The 19,368-nt window shown below is 62.5% G+C and carries 16 protein-coding genes, 1 tRNA gene, 7 pseudogenes and 1 other annotated feature; of the genes and pseudogenes, 15 read left to right on the forward strand and 9 right to left on the reverse strand.

The window, feature by feature from the left end; all coding sequences use genetic code 11:
• Positions 1-54 precede the first annotated feature (54 nt).
• Together THIX_RS17880 and THIX_RS17885 are read right to left on the reverse strand one after the other, a co-directional pair.
• Positions 55-1,170 carry an MBL fold metallo-hydrolase gene (locus THIX_RS17880; protein WP_112487267.1) on the reverse strand — a complete coding sequence of 372 codons (1,116 nt, stop codon included), beginning with the start codon at positions 1,168-1,170 and terminating at the stop codon, positions 55-57.
• 75 nt (positions 1,171-1,245) lie between these two features.
• Positions 1,246-1,509, reverse strand: a complete 264-nt coding sequence (locus tag THIX_RS17885; protein ID WP_112487268.1) for a DUF4404 family protein — start codon at positions 1,507-1,509, stop codon at positions 1,246-1,248.
• Between the two features lie 168 nt (positions 1,510-1,677).
• Between THIX_RS17885 and THIX_RS17890 the strand changes: the two genes are divergently transcribed.
• Positions 1,678-2,322, forward strand: coding sequence for a LysE family translocator (locus tag THIX_RS17890; RefSeq protein ID WP_112488454.1), 645 nt, complete (start codon positions 1,678-1,680; stop codon positions 2,320-2,322).
• A gap of 113 nt (positions 2,323-2,435) precedes the next feature.
• On the opposite strand, the gene THIX_RS24375 is transcribed toward THIX_RS17890, so the two are convergent.
• Complete coding sequence (locus THIX_RS24375; RefSeq protein ID WP_233224618.1) at positions 2,436-2,720, reverse strand: cupin domain-containing protein; 285 nt, start codon at positions 2,718-2,720, stop codon at positions 2,436-2,438.
• Positions 2,721-3,405: 685 nt separating this feature from the next.
• Between THIX_RS24375 and THIX_RS17900 the strand changes: the two genes are divergently transcribed.
• Complete coding sequence (locus THIX_RS17900) at positions 3,406-3,720, forward strand: HigA family addiction module antitoxin (protein ID WP_112487269.1); 315 nt, start codon at positions 3,406-3,408, stop codon at positions 3,718-3,720.
• Positions 3,721-4,063: 343 nt separating this feature from the next.
• On the opposite strand, the gene THIX_RS17905 is transcribed toward THIX_RS17900, so the two are convergent.
• Together THIX_RS17905 and THIX_RS17910 are read right to left on the reverse strand one after the other, a co-directional pair.
• The gene (locus THIX_RS17905) at positions 4,064-5,419 is read right to left on the reverse strand and encodes an IS1182-like element ISThsp16 family transposase (RefSeq protein WP_112484377.1); all 1,356 of its coding nucleotides are present in this window, start codon (positions 5,417-5,419) and stop codon (positions 4,064-4,066) included.
• A gap of 131 nt (positions 5,420-5,550) precedes the next feature.
• A tRNA-Pro gene (locus THIX_RS17910) sits at positions 5,551-5,627 on the reverse strand.
• A gap of 153 nt (positions 5,628-5,780) precedes the next feature.
• Here THIX_RS17910 and THIX_RS17915 point away from each other — a divergent pair.
• The 6 genes and pseudogenes from THIX_RS17915 to THIX_RS17940 all read left to right on the forward strand — a co-directional run.
• Complete coding sequence (locus THIX_RS17915) at positions 5,781-6,800, forward strand: 2-oxoadipate dioxygenase/decarboxylase family protein (protein WP_112487270.1); 1,020 nt, start codon at positions 5,781-5,783, stop codon at positions 6,798-6,800.
• Positions 6,797-7,303, forward strand: a complete 507-nt coding sequence (locus THIX_RS17920; protein WP_112487271.1) for a disulfide bond formation protein B — start codon at positions 6,797-6,799, stop codon at positions 7,301-7,303. Before THIX_RS17915 ends, THIX_RS17920 begins: the two co-directional genes overlap by 4 nt.
• Before the next feature lie 14 nt (positions 7,304-7,317).
• A complete protein-coding gene (locus tag THIX_RS17925) occupies positions 7,318-8,322 on the forward strand; it encodes an LLM class flavin-dependent oxidoreductase (protein ID WP_233224619.1) in 1,005 nt (334 codons plus the stop codon).
• Positions 8,323-8,412: 90 nt separating this feature from the next.
• Positions 8,413-9,219 carry a transcriptional initiation protein Tat gene (locus THIX_RS17930; RefSeq protein ID WP_112487272.1) on the forward strand — a complete coding sequence of 269 codons (807 nt, stop codon included), beginning with the start codon at positions 8,413-8,415 and terminating at the stop codon, positions 9,217-9,219.
• Positions 9,220-9,789: 570 nt separating this feature from the next.
• Positions 9,790-10,795: pseudogene (locus tag THIX_RS17935) on the forward strand (IS3 family transposase).
• A gap of 28 nt (positions 10,796-10,823) precedes the next feature.
• Positions 10,824-11,090: pseudogene (locus THIX_RS17940) on the forward strand (hypothetical protein); the annotation flags it as partial.
• Positions 11,091-11,246: 156 nt separating this feature from the next.
• On the opposite strand, the gene THIX_RS17945 reads toward THIX_RS17940, so the two are convergent.
• A complete protein-coding gene (locus THIX_RS17945; protein WP_112487273.1) occupies positions 11,247-12,257 on the reverse strand; it encodes an IS5 family transposase in 1,011 nt (336 codons plus the stop codon).
• 66 nt (positions 12,258-12,323) lie between these two features.
• On the opposite strand from THIX_RS17945, the pseudogene THIX_RS17950 reads away from it, so the two are divergent.
• The 4 genes and pseudogenes from THIX_RS17950 to THIX_RS17965 form a co-directional block, all read left to right on the forward strand.
• A pseudogene (locus THIX_RS17950) lies at positions 12,324-12,920 on the forward strand (DUF932 domain-containing protein); the annotation flags it as partial.
• A 153-nt stretch (positions 12,921-13,073) separates the two neighbouring features.
• Positions 13,074-14,063, forward strand: coding sequence for a YqaJ viral recombinase family protein (locus THIX_RS17955; protein ID WP_112487274.1), 990 nt, complete (start codon positions 13,074-13,076; stop codon positions 14,061-14,063).
• Between the two features lie 11 nt (positions 14,064-14,074).
• Positions 14,075-15,013: pseudogene (locus tag THIX_RS17960) on the forward strand (hydrolase or metal-binding protein).
• Between the two features lie 94 nt (positions 15,014-15,107).
• Positions 15,108-16,333: pseudogene (locus THIX_RS17965) on the forward strand (IS3 family transposase).
• Positions 15,386-15,502, forward strand: a sequence feature (AL1L pseudoknot). Its footprint overlaps the pseudogene before it by 117 nt.
• Positions 16,334-16,379: 46 nt before the next feature.
• On the opposite strand, the pseudogene THIX_RS17970 reads toward THIX_RS17965, so the two are convergent.
• Positions 16,380-16,520: pseudogene (locus THIX_RS17970) on the reverse strand (type I restriction-modification system subunit M N-terminal domain-containing protein); the annotation flags it as partial.
• A 509-nt stretch (positions 16,521-17,029) separates the two neighbouring features.
• Here THIX_RS17970 and THIX_RS17975 point away from each other — a divergent pair.
• From THIX_RS17975 to THIX_RS17985, 3 genes and pseudogenes are all read left to right on the forward strand, one after another.
• Positions 17,030-17,482: a hypothetical protein gene (locus THIX_RS17975; protein ID WP_199195331.1), complete on the forward strand. Its 453-nt coding sequence runs from the start codon at positions 17,030-17,032 to the stop codon at positions 17,480-17,482.
• Between the two features lie 65 nt (positions 17,483-17,547).
• On the forward strand, positions 17,548-18,456 hold the full coding sequence (locus THIX_RS17980; RefSeq protein ID WP_158540943.1) for a site-specific integrase: 909 nt from the start codon (positions 17,548-17,550) through the stop codon (positions 18,454-18,456).
• A gap of 59 nt (positions 18,457-18,515) precedes the next feature.
• Positions 18,516-18,660: pseudogene (locus tag THIX_RS17985) on the forward strand (toxin-antitoxin system HicB family antitoxin); the annotation flags it as partial.
• Between the two features lie 194 nt (positions 18,661-18,854).
• Here the strand turns inward: THIX_RS17985 and THIX_RS23565 are convergent.
• On the reverse strand, positions 18,855-19,007 hold the full coding sequence (locus THIX_RS23565; protein WP_158540944.1) for a hypothetical protein: 153 nt from the start codon (positions 19,005-19,007) through the stop codon (positions 18,855-18,857).
• 2 nt (positions 19,008-19,009) lie between these two features.
• Positions 19,010-19,327, reverse strand: a complete 318-nt coding sequence (locus THIX_RS17990) for a hypothetical protein (RefSeq protein ID WP_146748612.1) — start codon at positions 19,325-19,327, stop codon at positions 19,010-19,012.
• Positions 19,328-19,368: the final 41 nt, after the last annotated feature.

Consider the following 19,368-nt stretch of genomic DNA (forward strand, 5'->3'; position numbering starts at 1 on the left):
CACGCAAACCATGAGTGAACCAGGACGGGTCGGCAGGGACCCAGGCCTGCAGACCTAGAGGCCTGCGGCGCTTGCCGCGATCTGGGTGATGTCGGTCCCTTCGACCCCATCGACCGCGACACGGCTGCCTCGCGCAAAGTGGAAGCGAATCACCCCCTGCGCGTCGATCACTCGCTGCAGGACCTGGCAAGCCCAGAGTCGATGGGCATGGGCGATGCCCTCTCCCAGGGCGAAGCCGAGTTGATGCACGTCGAGCGCGCGCCGGAACAATACCGGCACCAGTTCGGCGGCCGTGCAAGCCTGGCCTTCGCACGCGCGCAGCACGCGTTGCAGACGCTCGGCGTGGTGCTCGCGCAGTTGCCGAATGCGCGCATGTGCCCCGGTGAACGGCAGGCCATGCGACGGCAGCACGCGCATGCCGGCCGGCAGCAAGGCAAAGCGCGCGAGCGAACGCAGATAGCGGCCGAGCACGTCGGCCTCGGGCTCGATGGGGAACACCGACACATTGGTGGAGATGCGCGGCAGCAATAAATCGCCGGCGATCAACACGCCACGCGCCTCGCACCACAACGCCGCATGCTCGGGCGAATGGCCACCGCCCTCCACCACCTGCCAATCGTCGGCACCAATACGCAGAACCTGCCCATGCACCAGGCGCTGGTACTGCAACGGCACCGTGGGCACCATGCGCGCATAGAAATTGCCGCGCCCGGCCAGCTCCTGCAAATGAACAGGGTCAGCGCCGTGACGGCGGTAATGCGCCAGCATGGAGGCGGTGTCGGTGGGCGGCAGCCCGGCCGTGAGCAGCCGGGCACTGAGGTATTCGCCCTGGGTCATGCACAACGGCACGTCCCAACGCTGGCACAGCCAGTCGGCCAGGCCAATGTGGTCGGGGTGCATATGGGTACAAATCACTCGCGTCACTGGCTTGCCGCCCAGAACGTCGGCGAACACCTGTTCCCAGGCCGCACGCGTGGCGTCCGTGGTCAGACCGCAGTCGACGATGGTCCAGCCGGGCCCGTCGTCCAGCAGCCAGAGGTTGATGTGGTCGAGCGCCAAGGGCATGGGCATGCGCAGCCAGTACAGCCCTTCGGCCACACGCTGGGCTTGTCCCGGCATGGGCGGCGTTTCACCGGCGAAGTACACCGGCTCGAAATCGGTTTGATGCATGGGATGAAACAAGACGTTCGCGCGCCGACACAGAGGTCGGCGCATGCAGCGATCGGGCATCAGCGCCCGAAGACTTCAGGCGCCGATGCCTTCGAGCAAAGTGCCCAGTTCGCGCAGCACCACGGCTGCGGCCGGATGGCGCTCGGCAAAGCGCAGCGACAGCTCGCGCACCCGCTGCGTCAGACCGGTTTCGCTTCGCCCCACCTCGTCATCGAGCGCGCGGCGAATGTCGGCGTCCAGGCTGGCAAGTTCGGACTTGAGCTGGTCGTCCAGCGGTACGCCGGATTCCAGGGCGGCGCGCAGCCGGTCGAGGCTCTGTTTGACAGTTTGCTGATCCACGAATCATCCTCAGGGCGGTGTGATGGCATCAATCTTAGGCCTCGGGAACACCCCCCGCACAGCTGCATGAAACGCCAAGCAAACGTTCATGGCCAGCGCCAGGGCGCGATGGGGGGCGAACGCGGTTGCATGACGAATGGCATACTGGGCGCCCACCCGGAACCTTCCATGAACCCCCATACCTGGCTGCTCTACGTCCTCGCCGTCGGCGTGATTTCCGCGATTCCCGGCCCCAACATGCTGTTGGTGATGAGCCACGGTGCGCGCCACGGGCTGCGCCGCTCCACCGCCACCATGGCCGGCTGCATGACGGCGCTGCTCATCATGATTTCCATTTCGGCCGCTGGCCTCGGCGTGTTCCTGCAAGCCTGGCCCACACTGTTCGACGCGCTGCGCCTGCTGGGAGCCGCCTACCTCGTTGGCCTCGGCATCAAAACCTGGCGAGCCGCCGCCCATGCCGAGACCTTGGCGGCGCCACTGGCCGATGCCGCTGAACAGCCACGAGGCCTGCACACGCCCGGCGCCCTGTTTCGCAATGGCTTTCTGGTGGCCAGCAGCAACCCCAAAGCCATCCTGTTCGCAGCCGCCCTGCTGCCCCAGTTCATGAGCCCAACGGCCCATTGGCTGCTGCAATTCGTGGTCCTGGTCAGCACCTTCGCCGCCATCGAGGTGAGCTGGTATTTCATCTACGCCGGCTTCGGCTCGCGTCTCGGCAAATTGTTGCGTGGCGCAAAAGTCGCACGCGCTTTCCAGCGTGCAACCGGCGGCATTTTCGTCGGCTTCGGCGCGGCCATGGCTGCCTTCCATCGCTGAGCCGCCACGCGGGAAAAAGGCCAGGTGCTGGCGAAGGCCTTGGTCTTGCCAAAAGTGGCCACCAGGGCGCTGACCGTGATCGGTCCGATGCTTGGAATGGCAACCAGTCGGCATCAACGCGGATGCGGCGCGCGACCCAATAGGCGGCCCCGAGCGGGCCGCAGCGCTGCCGCGTGGGGCACTCCACGCAGCAGCGTGAAGGTGTCCCCGGGCGTGAGGCGACGTGTCCTGCCCTCGCAGGTCAGCCACATCTCGCCTTGTATCACCACCGCGCCCGCATCGAACGGGTGGATGTGCGTATCCAGGGCCGTGTCGGGCGCCAGTGGCGAACGAGAGCTGCATCGAATCCGCAGGCATAGGCCTTGGGCTTGGAAGGCTTCAAACGTCTTGGCATTCATGAGGTGATGACGCGGCAGCCGGCAACGATGGGATGATGGCTTTCAGTGCCGACGTCGAGCATGGGCATTTCAGGATCTCCGGATGGCGTTACAGGGGCCTGACCGGATGCTGACTTCTATCGCTGGCTTCGAGTTGGCATCGCTTCCTTGAAGCGCGACGCATTCAACACTGTGTGCGCCCGCACCATTGTCGCCACGCTGCCGAATTTGCACTGACGAGGATGTGACAAGCCACAGTGGCATTGACAGGGGGAATGCTAGCCAGGGTCCCTGGTCAGGTCATGTCGATGCACGGGTCAAATCGACGTCGGCGCAAACAGCCCAAGACCTTCGGGCCACGAAGCCGGGCGCATGGGCGCGATGACGGGCGCTCAGATTGTCGGGATGGAAGAGCTACGCGAGATGCGGCGACAGCGCCACATGCTCGCGACGGGCCAGTCCGCATAGGCAAGGCGCGGGCTGGTCAGCAACCCTGTTCTTTCCCGCATGCATTGCGCCCGTAACGCTACGCTATGCAATCTCACCATGATCAAGACCTTCCGGCACAGGGGCTGAAAGCGTTTTTCGAGACGGGCAGCAAGGCCGGTGTTCAGGCCGAATGGCAATTGGCGCATGACCTTCACGTTCGAAGGCGACGACGCCGTGCTGGTGGATGACCAGGATTACCACTGAGAGGAAACCGACCATGAACCGCATGCACAACCCGCCGCACCCCGGCATGACGCTGCGCGAGGACATCCTGCCGGCGCTGGGGCTCACCGTGACTGACGCCGCGGCCCAGCTCGGCGTGACGCGCCCTGCCCTGTCGCGAGTGCTCAACGCCCGCACGGCGATCTCGCCTGAGATGGCCTTGCGCCTGGAAGGCTGGCTTGGTGTCGAGCATGGCGGCCATGCCGATGCGTGGCTGGCACAGCAAAGCGCCTATGACCTCTGGCAGGCCCGCAAGGCCGGCGCGCCCAAGGTCAGGCACGCACCCGTCGGCAATCTGCCGGCCGCCTGAGATGGCCGCCGGCGAATGACGTCATCGGCAAGCACCTATCCGCCCGCACGCCGCCGTCTTCAAAGTTCAACTGAACAACAATCCAGGCGCCGAAGCTGGTGCAGATGGCGAAAACCTCGTTTTTCGTTGGTATTGCGAAGCAAGCTATTTGTGGCAACAAATGCCCAAAACGTCTAGGAGGCTGTCGGACTTGAACCCGAGCGAATCCGATTGATCAGTGCGACGCGTTTTTTTTGACAGCGGCGCGCTGATCGAACGCTCTCGATGGTTGGCGAGACACTGTGAGGGCACATGGGGCGGCCTGGGGACTCGGTTTTGGCGTGGTCGGGGCGCACTATTGCCCTCACGCGGCTCGCAGGACGTGCATGCGCTTGATGTTCCAAGCCATGGTCACCAAGCTCCATTCGCCTTGTGCCTTGGCCAGCCCGCGCATGCTCATCTGGCGCCAACCCATCACTTGCTTGATGATGCCGAACACCGGCTCCACTGTCTGCTTGCGCAGGCCGTACAGGGCTCGGCCTGCTTGCGTGCCCAGGCGGTGTGCCATCTGCACGAGCGGATCCGTCGTCTGGGGCTCGGGCACATCGGGTGCAAAGCGCCCCATCACCGGCGTGTGATGCGACTCCCGCTTGAGCGCCAGCAGCGGCTCGATACCCGCGTCGTTGCACGCGATCACGTTGGCTTGGCTGAAGAAGCCGTTGTCCGTGATGAGCGTGTGCACCTCGCCCAGCACCGCGGGTAACGCTTGGATCTGCTGCAGCGTAGGCACAACTTCGCGCTTGTCGTTGGATGCCTGGCTCACATGCTGGGTGATCACCATCATCGTCGCGATGTCCACGCCGGCTTGTGCGTTGTAGCTTTGCTCGAAGCCCCCACCCGACACGGGCATGATGCGCGACTCTTCATCCGTGAGGTTGACCTGATCGCTGCTCCGGGGGCCGGCCTCTGGCGGCTCAGGGTCCTTGCCGCGCGGCTTCTTGCCCGCCTCGCGCTGGGCTTGGCGCTTGGCGGTCTTGGCCTCGTACTCCTGCTGCTCGACCTGATGGCGTTCGCTGGCGCGCTGCTCGATCTTGGCCTTGGCCTGCGCGATTGCGCTCAAGCGATCTGCACGCAGGGCGATCTCCGCCGGCACATCCATGCCGTCGGGTACCGTCGCGCGGTCGCTGTTCTCTGCCAGCGCCAGCAGCGTTTGTACTTCCTGGCGCAGCTGCGCCTCGATCTTGTTGGCATGAGCCCACGACAAGGCCTTGTGCTTGCTGGCGTTGGCGTCGATCTTGGTGCCATCCAGCGCGATGTGTCCGAGCTTGAGCAGCTTCATCTCGCGCGCCAGAACCAGCACCTGCACGAACAGTGCCTCCACCTCCTTCAAGAAGCGGCGGCGGAACGTCGCCAGCGTGTCGTGATCGGGGTGGGTATTGGCCGCAACAAAGCGGAACGCCACCGAGTCGTAGGTCGCCCGCTCGATCTTGCGGCTGGAGTGCACGCCGTTGGCGTAGCCGTAGATCAGCAGGCCCAGCAGCACCGCCGGATGGTGCGCCGCCGAGCCCCGGCCTGCGTACTGTCGGGCCAGATCGCCCAGATCAAGCTGCTCGATGACTTCGACCACGAAGCGCGCCAAGTGATCAGTGGGCAGCCATTCGTCCACCGACGGTGGCAACAGATATGCGGTGTCTCGGTCAACAGGGACGAAGCGGCTCATCGGCTCGGGCTCTCGGTTGTGCAGCAGCAATTGTCTCGGATAGCGTCTTCATCCGGAAGACCGCAAAGTCCGACAGTCTCCTAGGGCTGCACATGACGGCCCTACCCTCCTACTTAAGTCCTTGATTTAATTGGTCGGGGCGAGAGGATTCGAACCTCCGACCCTCTGCTCCCAAAGCAGATGCGCTACCAGGCTGCGCTACGCCCCGAACCCATTATTCTAGGGTACCGGGCTGGCGGGACTGCGGCGGCAGACAGGCGTCATGCTTTGCAACACGGGGGTTATCGAGCGGGAACTAAGATGCCAAGGTCTCTTATGCACGGCGCCAAAGCATCTCGGCCTGTTGCCTCAATTTGCAGCCATGCCCAAGTCAAACAGTCGAATTCTGCTCAATGAACTGCTCAGCGTCGATGCGCTCAAGCTGGTCGATCAGCTCGCTTTGCCCAGCAAGCCGTTCACGCGTCCAAACCAAGACGAAGTGACGCGTGGCGAGTTGGCGCTGGCCATGACGCAAGCATTGTTTGCGCGCCTGGCGCAATCGGTGCCGGAGGCGATGCGCTATGTCGAGCGTGCACGTGAGCAGGGGCGCTCGATCACTTTCGACCATGGCGCGGTACGCACGGTGCTCGCGGCGTCTTGCGCGGCCTTGCCGAGTGGCGAGGCCGCCATCACCCGCATCTTGCTGCCCCTGGGTTACACGCTGGCGGGCATCTATCCCCTGCCGCGGCTGAAGATGACCGGGCGCGCTTACATCCACACCGAAGACCCGCAAGGCATCGCCCAGTTCTTCGTGAGCGAGCTGCATCCGGAAGGCTTTTCCGCCACGTTTCAGCAAACGCTGAACACGGTTCTCGGCCATTCGCGCGACCCCTTGGGCGCGGCCGATCACGACGCCTTGCAAGACCTGCGTCGGGAAGGCCATTTGCCGTTCAACACCGCGCTCAAGCTGCTTCCCGCCCTGCTGCGTTGCTTCGCCCGCCAGCACCCCTTGCCCAGCTTGGCGCAATACCAACTGCTGCTGCAGGAGTCGGCCGAGATGGCCTGGATCAGCACGGAAGGCCAGACCTTCAACCACGCCACCGACCGGGTTGACGATGTGCTCGAACTGGCCGCGCAGTTGCGCGCCGAGGGCTTTGCGATCAAGGACCAGGTGGAAGTCTCCTCCAGCGGTGCGGTCCGCCAAACGGCGTTGCGCGCCGCCAGCGTGCAGCGTGCGTTACAGGGCGACGACGGCCCGCAGCTGCACGAACTACCCGGCTCGTTCTTCGAATTCATCAGCCGTGGTGCGCAGCCCGGCGGCTCTTTACCAGCCGATATGGACATGCGCTTCGATTCCGGCAACGCCACCGGCATTTTCAAAATGACTGCAGCATCAACATGAAATCCTACAAACCAACTCGCGTTCTCTCGCCCGCCCTTCCACTCTTCGTTGCCCTGTGCGCCTTCGGCATTCTCGCCGGTGCGCTCTGGGTGCAGCACCAGTCAAACCCGCCGTGCCCGCTGTGCATCATGCAGCGCATGGCCTACCTCGGCATGCTTGCCTTTGCCCTCATCGCCGCAGGTTTGGCAGCCGCAGGAAAGGCGGCCCCGAGCCGGCTGGCCTTGCTGCTCGGCGCCTTGAGTGGCCTCGCCGGCCTGGGCGTCGCCGGGCGGCATGTGTGGCTGGTCTGGCATCCGGGCCAGACCTGCGGGCTGGACCCGCTCGCCGCCACCATCAACAACTGGAGCATCACGCATTGGGCACCGTGGATGTTCCGCGCGGATGGTCTTTGCGCCGATGTGCCATCGATCCTCGGCGTATCGCTGCCCATGTGGTCGGCGCTGGGTTTCATCCTGCTGACGATTCTGCTGTTGCTGTCCATGCGCAGCGCGAAGCGACATTGAGCGGGCGGTTCGCCATGCACAAGCCATTGAATGCCATCGCCCTGTCCATGCTCGACCTCGTCGCCGTGCGCGAGGGCGGCACCGTGGCCGGTGCGCTGGCCATTGCCCTGCGTACCGCACAGCATGCTGAAGCGCTCGGCTTCAAGCGCTACTGGCTGGCCGAGCACCACAACATGCCCGGCATCGCCAGTTCCGCCACTGCCGTGCTCGTGGGGCACATCGCTGCGGGCACGCAGCGCATGCGCATCGGCTCTGGCGGGGTGATGCTGCCCAACCACGCGCCGCTCGTCGTTGCCGAAGCCTTCGGCACCCTGGCCGAGTTGTACCCGGAGCGCATCGACCTCGGACTGGGCCGCGCCCCCGGCACCGACCCGCTGACCATGCGCGCACTGCGCCGCGACCGCGCGGAAAGCGAGGACGACTTCCCGCGCGACGTGGCCGAGTTGCAGCGCCTGCTGGCCCCGGCCGAGCCCGGCCAGCGGCTCATCGCCATGCCCGGCGCCGGCACCAATGTTCCCATCTGGTTGCTCGGCTCCAGCCTGTTCTCTGCACAACTGGCGGCCGAGCGCGGGCTGCCTTATGCCTTCGCCTCGCACTTCGCGCCTCGCATGCTGCTGCCGGCGCTCAAGCTTTACCGCAGCACATTCCGGCCTTCCGCCGCACTGGCGCAGCCCTATGTCGCCATCGGCGTGCCCCTAATCGCGGCCCCCACCGACGACGAAGCCCACGACCTGGCCAGCAGCACCCATCAGCGTGTGCTCGGCATCATCACCGGGCGTCGGGGGCGACTGCAGCCTCCCGTCCAACATTTCATGCAGCAACTGCAGCCCCAGGAACAAGCCGCCATTGCCGACTTCCTGGGCGCCGCCGTGATTGGCGGCCCCGACACCGTGCGCGCCGGCTTCAACGCCCTGGCCGAAGCCACGCAAGCGGACGAATTCATGCTGGTGTGCGATGTGTTCGACGCCGACCTGCGGCTGCGCTCGCTGGACATCGCCGCAACGGCAATGCGGGCTTGAAGCCAGCGCTTTTGCTTCGGCGCATCTCCGTGACTATGCTGCACAAACGAGCCGAGGCAAACCTGCTGCCGGGCGGCAAGGAGACCAACCATGGACATGAACCACTGGACGCGTCGCGACATGCTGTTGATGGCCGGCTGGGCGGCCCTCGCCGGCCTGGGTGACCTAACCCTGGGCACGGCTCAGGCTGCAGACCTCGGCAAACCCCTGGGCGACCTGCTGCCACCCGGATCGGACTTGCTCGCGGCATTGATGCGCAAGTTGGCGCAAGCTCCCTACCGGCGCGACTTCAAGACCGTCCCGATGATGCTCACCGACCCCGACGACTGGGACGCCCAAGCCATACGCGACGTGCTGCGCTATCCCGGCAGCCCGAAAATGGTGTGGCACAACACCGATCTGGCCGGGCCTTGGTTGAACCTGATGCGCCTGACGCTGAACTCGCAAATCTGGTCGTTCAAGCATCCCAACTTTCTGGTCGTCTCGGTCACCCACGGCCCCGCAGCACTGGCCCTGTTCGACGAATATGCCTGGAAACGCTACGACTTCCCCAAACTCACCAAAGGCAAGTTCAAACGCAACACCTTCATCGACATGCCACCCGCCGCCTACGCCAACCCGGCCGACTACCAAAACCCCCGAGGCGCCTACTCGGCCAAGGCCGTCAGCGTCACGGAATTACAAAAGCGCGGCGTCGTTTTTCTCGCCTGCCATGACGGCATCTGGGGCCTTGCCGGACACCTGCACCAGAGAGGCCCGAACCCCGGCAAACTGACCCAGGGCGAACTGGCGGCCGACCTCACCAACCACCTGATCCCCGGCGTCATCCTCACACCCGATGTGGTCGGTGAACTTGTCGAGTTGGAACAGGCCGGGTTCACTTACGCGCACAGTTAAGCCGCTGGCCCAAACCTGGGACCACCTCGGCAAAACCTGGCCCCACTCCGGCCAGCTTCAGGATTTTTTACGAATCCTCCGCCAGAATGTGGCGGAGGAACGACACCGATTCACGTTCCCGGTGAATGTTCGTACGCTATCACAGAACTGACTACATTGCCCCTTTGCGCTACACGGCGTACTTGATCAAACCCTTCCGCAGAAGCGGAAAGCAGCGCCGTGCGATCCGTTGCACACCACCATCACTCGGCTCAGCGCTGTTCATCCTGATCGATTCTGGATCACCCTGGTCTGCCGACTGGTTTGCATCTTGCACTCCAATTCATTCGGCGGCTTGACCGCCGCGCCTCGGCGCTGCGTCGAGGCCTGCTTCACACCACTGCACAACTGACCGCGTCGCGCTTCGATCCTGCTTGCACGAGGGATCGCGGCGACCGCCTTGCCGCATCAGTCAACTGGCAAAGTTTGTTTAGTCCCTCGGCAGATTGCTCGTCATGCCCGTGACCTGCCCCGGGATTTTCGGACCATTTAAAACTTGAGATGATGGCTCCCGCCGACAAGGAGGGAGTGGTGAGGAAGAGCCGGTTCAGCGAAGAGAAGATGGTGTCGATCCTGCGGGAGGCCGACCGTGAGCCCGTGGGCGAGGTGGCCAAGCGGCACGGAGTCAGCGAGCAGACGATCTACAACTGGCGGCGGTATTTCGGGTCGATGGACACGGCCGACGTGAAAAAGCTGCGTGAGCTCGAACAGGAGAACGCGCGGCTGAAGAGGATGGTGGCCGACCGCGACCTTGAGATCGACGTGATGAAGGAGATCGCCGCAAAAAAATGGTGAGCGCGCAGGCGCGTCGCGAGCAGGTCCGGTTCGCCATTGGGCGTGGCCTGTCGCAGCGAAGGGCTTGCGCGCTGCTGTCGGTGGCGAGGTCTGCTTTGAACTACACGTCGAAGATGCTCGAGAAGGATGTTCCGGCGCTGGGCGCGATGAGCGTGCTGTCGGCGCAGTACCCACGCTTCGGGTCTCGTCGTGTGCACGTGTTTATGGAGCGCCAGGGCTTCGAGATGGGCCATGGTCGGGCGTGGCGGCTGTGGACCAAGGGCAATCTGCAGGTGCCGCGCAAGCGGCCCAGGAAGCGCGTCGCCGGCAGCAGGCCGCGGCCGTGCACCCCGAAGGGGCCAGGCCAGGCCAGGTCTGGGCTTACGATTTCGTGCACGACGCGTGCGCCAACGGCGCAGAAGCTCAAGTGCTTCACCGTGATCGACGAGTTCACCAAGGTGAGCCTGACGATCGACGTGGCCGGCTCCATCAAATCCGGCCGCGTGGTCGAGGTGTTGTCCCAGCTCGTCAGCGTGCACGGCGCACCGCGGTACGTTCGCTCCGACAATGGCCCCGATTCCGGGACGAATGCCTGAGCCTGGAATGGTTCAGGAATCGCACCGAGGCGAAGGTCGTCATCGAGCAATGGCGGCGGCATTACAACGAGGTCCGGCCGCACAGCAGTCTCGGCTACCGGACCCCGAACGAGTTCGTGCAGCAAGGGTGTTCAACTGTGAAACAGGGGGCCGTCGTCCAGGAATGACTGGTCCGATGAACCGTGGCAGGTCACCATGGCCTACACCGGCCACACCCCCTGGCATGGCCTGGGGCAGCAACTCATTCCCCACCAACCGCTGGAAGTCTGGCAACGTGCGGCCGGCATGGACTGGCACATCGAAGCCTCCCCCGTGCGCTACTTCAACGGCAGCGACGTGCTGCATACCTTTCCCGAGCAACACGTGCTGCACCGCTCGGACAGCCATGCTCCCCTGGCCGTGGTCAGTTCGCGCTACCAGGTGGTGCAACCCAAGGAGATCCTGGAGTTCTACCGGGACTTGAGGAACCGCTGAACAACTCCCTGTTTTCCGCGCCACATTGATCTTCCGCCGTTCGGTTTTCATGATGCGGAAGATTTTGCGGAATAGGGGTTGATTTCGGCGAATTCGGAGTGGATTTTCACGGGTTTGCGGGGTTTCCCCCTTCGTTTTGCGTCCTCAGGACGCAGGTGTGCCTTGCGGGTTCAACAGTTTGCGTTTGGCCAGCGCCAGATTCACCAGCCCGAACAGGCTGTACAACTGGGCGGTGTTCTTGGCCAAGCCTTTGTACCGGGCCTTCTTGTGACCAAACAGATTCTTGAGCACATGAAACGCATGTTCCACCCGCGCCCGCACGCGCGCCTTGGCCCGCTCCAGCGCCTGGATCAACATCTTGTGTTGGCCCTCCGGCAGCTTGTTCACCGTGCTGCGGCGCTGCGCAATCTGCCAGTCCACGTCTGGGCGAATGGTTCCCTGCTCTTGCGCCTGCACAACCTCCTCACGCTGCTGCGCGCCGGTGTAGCCTGCATCGGCAAACACCTGGGTTTCCTCCCCATGCAGCACGTCGGCGGTGTGGGCGACATCGCTGGCATGCGCCGGCGTGGTGTGCAGACTGTGCACCAGGCCGCTGTCGGCATCGGCGCCGATGTGCGCCTTCATGCCGAAGTGCCATTGGTTGCCTTTCTTGGTGGAGTGCATCTCAGGGTCGCGCGTGCCGGTGCTGTTCTTGGTGGAACTGGGCGCGGCGATCAGCGTGGCATCGATCAGGGTGCCTTCGCGCATGAGCAGCCCCTGCTGCGCCAAGTGGGCGTTGATCTGGGCGAACAGCGCCTGGGTCAGATCATGGGCCTCCAGCAGGCGGCGGAACTTGAGCAGGGTGGTGGCATCAGGCACGGCTTCGCAGGAGAGGTCGATGCGCACGAACTGACGCAGGGCCTGGCTGTCGGTGATGGCATCCTCAAGTCCTTCATCGGACAGGCTGTACCACTGCTGCAGAAAATACATGCGCAGCATGCGCTCCACCCCGACGGGGGGACGCCCGACACGGCCGCTCTTGGGGTACACAGGCTCGATCACGGCCACCAGCTTCGCCCAAGGCACGACACGCTCCATCTCGCCGAGAAACTTCTCGCGACGGGTGATGCGCTTCTTCATGGCGTGTTCACTGCTGGAAAAACTGAGTTGGTGCATGGCGGGGCAAGGCTCTGGGGAATGGCTCAATGATGCAAGATGTGGGCCGGATAAATCAGCGGTTCCTTGACGGAGGTGTCCGGCTTCCAACTCGAAACCGCAGGCGTCTTGAAAGGTGGCAAGAAGTTCTGGGCCTTGGCCAAGACCGGGCAGTCCGTTGTGCTCAAGGGCAACGACCGCGTCAATGGCTATCTGCTGCTCGCCACGGCTTGCGATGGCACCCTGGCGACCACGGCGCAGTTCACCTCGATCCGCGTGGTGTGCAACAACACCTTGCGCATTGCGCTGAATGACAGTGACGGCGCGGTGAAGGTCAGCCACCGCTCCACCTTCGATGCCGACCTGGTCAAGCGGCAACTCGGTATTGCCGTGTCGAGCTGGGATGGCTTCATGGCCCGGATGAAAGCGCTGGCCGATTGCCCAGTCAGCGACACCCAAGCGGCGCACTTCCTGCACAAGGTGCTGGCCTCGACCGTGCAAGGCGCTGGACCTCAAGCTCCGGACAAAACCTTCAAGGCGGTGCTGGGCTTGTTCCAAGGGGGTGGCATGGGCGCGGATCTGGCCTCGGCACAAGGAACCGCCTGGGGCCTGGTGAATGCCGTGACCCAGTATGCCGACCATGAACGCCGGGCTCGTAATGCCGACTACCGGATGGACTCCGCCTAGTTCGGCCCTGGTGCCCAACTGAAACAGCAAGCTTGGAACGACGCTTTGAAATTCGTCTCCTGAAAGCTTGCCTCCCCGTGCAGTCCCAGCCCGGCTCAGACCTCCGGCTCTGACCTCCATCGAGCCGGGCTGTTTTCTTTGGAGAAAAGCATGCAACACTTTCAACACCCTGCAACCCCCAGACCGGCCTTGCGCCTGGTCTCGACCAAAGCTCTCAGCCGGGAGGATTGGTTGGATGTGAGAAAGACCGGCATCGGCAGCAGTGATGCTGCAGCCGCCGTGGGTCTCAACCCCTACCAATCCCAGCTCGAACTCTGGCTGGTCAAGACGGGCCGTGACAGCAACCTGCCCAAGGTGGATCCGAACGACGAAACCTCGCCGATGTATTGGGGCACGCTCTTGGAGCCCATCGTTGCCGCCCACTATGTCAAACGCACCGGCAACAAGGTCAGGCGCATCAACGCCGTGCTGCAACACCCGACCATTCCTTGGATGCTGGCCAACATCGACCGGGAAGTGCTGGGAAGCACGGAAGTCGCCATTCTGGAATGCAAGACCGCAGGCATCCACGGTGCAAGGTTGTGGAGAGACGGTGTGCCGGAATACGTGCAACTGCAGGTGCAGCACCAGCTGGCGGTCACTGGCAAGGCTGCTGCCGATGTGGCGGTGTTGCTGGGTGGACAGGAATTGCAGGTTCACAGGATTCCTCGGGACGAGGCTTTGATGGCCCACCTGCTGCAACTCGAAGCCCAGTTCTGGGCCTATGTCGAAACGGACACGCCGCCACCGGCAGACGGCTCGGATTCGGCAGGCCAAGCCCTGCAAGCTTTGTTTCCTCAGGACAGTGGGGCCACGGCTGACTTCACCGGTGACGCCCAGCTCAATGGTGTGTTCTCGGACTGGCTGGCTGTCAGGGTCAAGCTGGAACAACTGGAAGCGCAGGAAAGCCAGTGCAAACAAACCTTGCAGCAATCCATGGGCGAGGCAACCAAGGCTGAGTTCGAGGCGGGTGCTGTCACTTGGAAAAAGAGCAAGGACAGCTTGACGCTGGACACCGCTGCCTTGCTCAAGGTGCAGCCGGAGTTGTTGTCGCAATACCCCAAGTCCCGTCCTGGCAGCAGGCGGTTTGTCTTACTTTGAAGGAGAAGGTCATGATTGAAGGACTGGCATTGACCCCGCCTGTGCTCGGGCGGGTGTCGATTGGCAAGGTGGTGGAGAAGAACGGCAAACGGCTGCCGGAGAAGGATGACGAGTTCACGGTCACGAGCCTGGTGCAGAACAAGGACGGCTGGGTCAATCACCCCTTGGATGAAGCGCTGCGCAAAGCCGCTCCCGACAAGAAGCTGCGCTCCATTCCGGTGACGGTGCTGTTTGCCGATCCGGACTTGAGCTTCCGGGCCGAGTACACGGCGTTCAACAGAACGAGTGGACGGCCGGTGTGTTCGGGTGATGGGCAGACGTGTCGCAGGTGAACAGCGGAAGGCTTGGTCTCTCTGCCTTGTCCGACGCCGGAGAACTGTAGCTATGGGGAGGCGTTCGGCTGCAAGCCTTATGGCAGGCTCAATGTGCGGATCGATGGGCAGGACGATGACCTGGGCAGCTTCATCTTTCGCACCACGGGGTACAACTCGATTCGCACGCTGGCGGCCAGGCTGAAGTATTACCAGGCCTTGGTGGGGGAAGCGTTGCCGTGTCTGCCGCTGGGCTTGAAACTCAGAGCCAAGAGCACGACGCAAAGCCACAGGACGGCGGTGTATTTTGTGGACCTTGTGGTGCGAGAAGGGTTGACGTTGGACGCTGCGCTGCAAACGGCCAGGCAAGAAGCCGAGCAACGCAAAGCGGGAGGCTGGGACCAGGCTGCACTGGACGAGGCTGCGGCTGACGGGCTTGCCCTTGGAGCGTTTGAGGACTCGGAGGAAGAAGGCGATGCCGTGGTCGAGGAGTTTTTCCAGGCGACGAACACGGCTGGTAATAGCTCAACCACACCGGGGGGCGTCACACCTGTCACACCCGTCACACAGGAAAACGATCGGGGGTCGAGTCTGGCTGAGAAGTTGAAGGCGAAGGCTGAGAGGGTGGTGACGTCATGACAACCCTCAAGCAAGTTGTCATCGCGGTTGTCATCGCCATGGTCTGAACCGCCCCGGGTTTTGAGGAGGCTCCAACCTTTGAGAAGATGGAGCCATGAACAAGACGAACAAGTTTTCCCCCGAAGTGCGCGAGCGCGCGGTACGCATGGTCCAGGAGCACCGAGGCGAGTACCCCTCGCTGTGGGCCGCAGTCGAATCCATGGCCCCCAAGATTGGCTGCGTGCCACAGACGCTGCTCGAATGGGTCAAGCGCGAGGAAGTCGATACAGGCCAGCGCGACGGCCTGACGAGCAGCGAGCGTGAACGCCTCAAACAACTCGAGCGCGAGAACAAGGAATTGCGCCGGGCCAATGACATCCTCAAAGCGGCGAGTGCTTTTTTCGCCCAGGCGGAGCTCGACCGCCGTTTGAAGGGCTGAAGCGATTCATCGACCAGCACCGCCCCATGCACGGGGTCGAGCCCATCTGCAAAGTGCTGCAGATGGCCCCGTCGTGTGACTGGCGCCATGCCGCCCGCCAGCGCAACCCCGAGTTGCGCAGCGCCCGTGCTCAGCGCGACGATGCGCTGGCTGCCGACATCCAGCGTGTGTGGCACGCCAACTGTTAGGTGTATGGAGCTGACAAGGTTTGGTTGCAGATGAACCGCGAGGGCAATCGGGTGGCGCGCTGCACGGTCGAGCGGCTGATGAAACGCCTGGGGCTGCAGGGTGCCCGGCGGGGCAAGAAGGTGCGAACCACGGTACCCGACACTTGCGCGCCATGTCCACAGGACCACGTCAACCGGGTGTTCAAAGCCGAGCGGCCCAACCAGCTCTGGGTGTCGGACTTCACCTATGTGAGCACCTGGCAAGGCTGGCTGTACGTGGCCTTCGTCATCGACGTGTTTGCCCGACGCATCGTTGGCTGGCGGGTGAGCACATCCATGCAGACCGATTTCGTGATGGACGCGCTGGAGCAGGCTTTGTACGCGCGTCGGCCCGCTGCCAATGCCTTGGTCCACCATTCGGACAGAGGAGTGCAATACGTCAGCGTCAAGTACACCGAACGCTTGGCGCAGGCAGGCATCCAGCCCTCAGTGGGCAGCAAAGGAGACTCCTATGACAACGCCCTGGCCGAGACCATCAACGGGCTGTACAAGGCCGAATTGATTCACCGCCGCGGACCCTGGAAAACCAGGCAAGCCGTAGAACTTGCCACCCTGCAATGGGTGCACTGGTTCAACCACACCCGACTGCTCAAACCAATTGGGGGTATCCCTCCGGCAGAAGCTGAGGCAAACTACTGGCGGCAACAAGCCAGTCACCACGCCATTCCGGCATGACTTAAACCAACCAGCCTCCACGAAACCCGGGGCGGTTCAGGGCCAGCCCTGCATATTTGTCGGAGACATATTTGACGAACAGCAGGACCAGCACGTAGTCCTTGTACTGGGAGGCGTCCATGCCCCCGCGCAGCTCGTCACAGCTCTTCCACAGGGAGCTGTAAAGCTCGGATTTTTTGATCGCCATGCCGCACGTTCCAGGAGTTCAGGAGGGTGCTGGGGATGATAGGGGGCGAGGCTGGGGGGTGGGAATGAGCTGAAACGAGATGGACCGTGGGCACGGCCTGGACTCACCTGCACTGCAGGTTCAATGACCTGAGTCAGCTCGCGACGGTGCTGCGACCACGCAAGGCCAACAGTGATTGGTAGGTCGATCTTGCTGGCTGTGCCCAGCTGGATTGCTCAAAACCTAGCCGTAAGATCTGACGTAAGATCTTATTTAGCTATATGAAAAATAAGTTATTAAAAACAATAACTTAGATCTTCTAACTGGCGGAAGCGGTGAGATTCGAACTCACGAACGGTTGCCCGTTGCCGGTTTTCAAGACCGCAAACTACTCTTTGTTTTTCAACAACTTATCACGCTAACTGGAATTTTTGGGACACCACGGGTACACTGCGTACTTTGATGGAAACTCAACGGCAGAGGGCGATTGCATGCTTGACCGAGAGCTACAGCGGGAACTCCTTATCAGCATGGCGGAGCACTACCCCAGAGCGTGGGATTTTCACCACTACTTGAAAAACGTTCCGGAGTGCGATGAACAAAAGCTGGCCGCAAACCTTCAGTACCTCGACGAACATGGACTTGCCAAGTCGGGGCTTCTGATTGGTGTGGACGGACATTTGGCATTCTCACTTCCGCAAATCACTGCTCAAGGCATGGACTTCCTGCAGGACGATGGCGGGCTGTCTGCGATTCTCGGCGTCGTAACGATACGACTGCATGACGACACGATCAAATCCTTGGTCGAAACGAAGATCAGGGAAAGCGACCTTCCTCAGACCGAGAAATCGAGACTGGCGAGTGCGGTGCGAGCATTGCCGGCTGAAGTCACCAAACACCTCACCCTGAAGCTTGTCGACATCGGACTGGCACAGGGCCATGTCGCCATGCAAACAATCCTCAAGGCCGTAGGAATCTCCTGATGGCGACTTTCGTGCAACGTGGGCCACTCCAATGGCAGGCCAAGATACGTCGCAAGGGCTATCCCATGCTGACGAAGACCTTCGAGCTGAAGGCAGATGCCGAGCGTTGGGCCCGTAAGATCGAACGCGAGATGGACACTGGCGAGTGGCGCGATACTCGCCAAGCTGACGGCATGACGGTCAAGGAATTGATCGGCCGCTATCAGGCCGAAGTCACACCTACGAAGAAGGGTGCAGATCGCGAGGTGTTCCGGTTGCGCGTACTGTTGCGTGCCAAGCTCGCGGGCCTTGCGGTCTCGCGCGTGCGCAGTGCAGACGTAGCCGAGTTTCGCAACCTACGGACCAAAGACGGCGCAAGCGCCAATACAGTGCGCAATGACCTGAACACACTTTCCGCCGTTTTTGAATGGGCGCGAAGCGATTTGTCTTTCACGGTCGAAAATCCGGTGCGCGCAGTCAAAAAGCCAAGCCCCGGCCGTGGCCGTGAGCGGAGATTGCAGGGCGGTGAGGAACAGACCCTGCTGGACGCCTGCTCGCCCGGGATGCGCGCCCTGGTCATCGTGGCGCTGGAAACTGGCATGCGCCTTGGCGAACTCTGCGTCATCGAGCGCCAGCATGTCGATCTCAAGCGTCGTGTCGCAAGATTGCTGGACAGCAAGAACGGCGCTGCGCGTGATGTGCCGTTGTCGAGCGCTGCCGTCGCTGCAATCCAGGCCCTGCCCTCTGCGCTACGCGGCCCAGTCTTCGGAATTGCCTCGCGATCTGCCACGGCGATGTTTTCGAGGACCTGCAAGCGTGTAGGCATTGCTGGTCTGCGTTTTCACGATCTGCGGCATGAGGCCATGTCCAGGCTCGCCGAGCGTGGGGACTTCAATGTGCTGGAACTCGCTGCAATCAGCGGCCACAAGTCCCTGTCCATGCTCAAGCGGTACACCCATATCGAGGCCGAGAAGCTGGCGAAGAAGCTGGGATGATTGACGAGAACGCCACTGCCTGGTGATGGTGGTCATCTAGAAACTGAAAGGCATTTGCAATGAACGCTGATCATTACACCTATCGTGTCACCTGGTCGCCCGAAGACGGCGAGCATGTGGGGCTTTGCGCCGAGTTTCCCTCGCTGTCCTGGCTGGCCGCCACCCCCGATGCCGCCCTCAAGGGAATTCGGCGTGTCGTTGCGCAAAGCCTCGAGGACATGCGCAATGCTGGCGAGGACATTCTGCAGCCACTGGCCATGAAGCGCCGCAGTGGTTAGCCGGCGGAGTGCCACTTGCGCGGCCTCAACCGCGCTCCTTCCAGAGTACTGTCAACGCAATCGATGTGAAACCGAGCGCGGCGATGATGGCCCCTCCCCAGAGCAATCCTGCCAGTAGGCTCATGCGTCCCCCGACTTCTCGTGGACTGCCGCCACCGATTTGATCCGCTGCCATCCCCTTGTTGTGTCAATGACGACCCAGCTTGATAGCAGGATCAGGGTGAGCGACAGCACCGTTCCGAGGGCTGAGTAGATGTTCTGCAAAAGAAACATGGTCAAGCCCCTTCCCCTTCCGCCTCATGGCGTTTGACCCAACCCTTGCGGTCCATCCACTCACGAAGCTGTGTTTCGGACCTGGACAGGGACTGCCAGCGGGTGATGGACAGCCATGGGATGCCGTACATGAGCACAGTGGTTTCCTTGCCGGCTTCCCAGAAGGCTCCCCACAGCTCGCGTAGCGCAATTCGCAGGCCAATGCGGCCCGTGAGGCTCGCATCGATTTCAGCGGCCAGCCAAAGGGACAGGAAAAAACCAGCGGAGATGGCTGCTAGAACGGCCGTCGCTCCGAGCACGTGGGCGACAAGAAAATCCAAGGGGGCGCCAGGGTGAGGGAACATTTTTTAGACCTCGGGAT

Origin of the sequence: Thiomonas sp. X19 (assembly GCF_900089495.1) — a bacterium.
Taxonomy (GTDB): Bacteria; Pseudomonadota; Gammaproteobacteria; order Burkholderiales; family Burkholderiaceae_C; genus Thiomonas_A.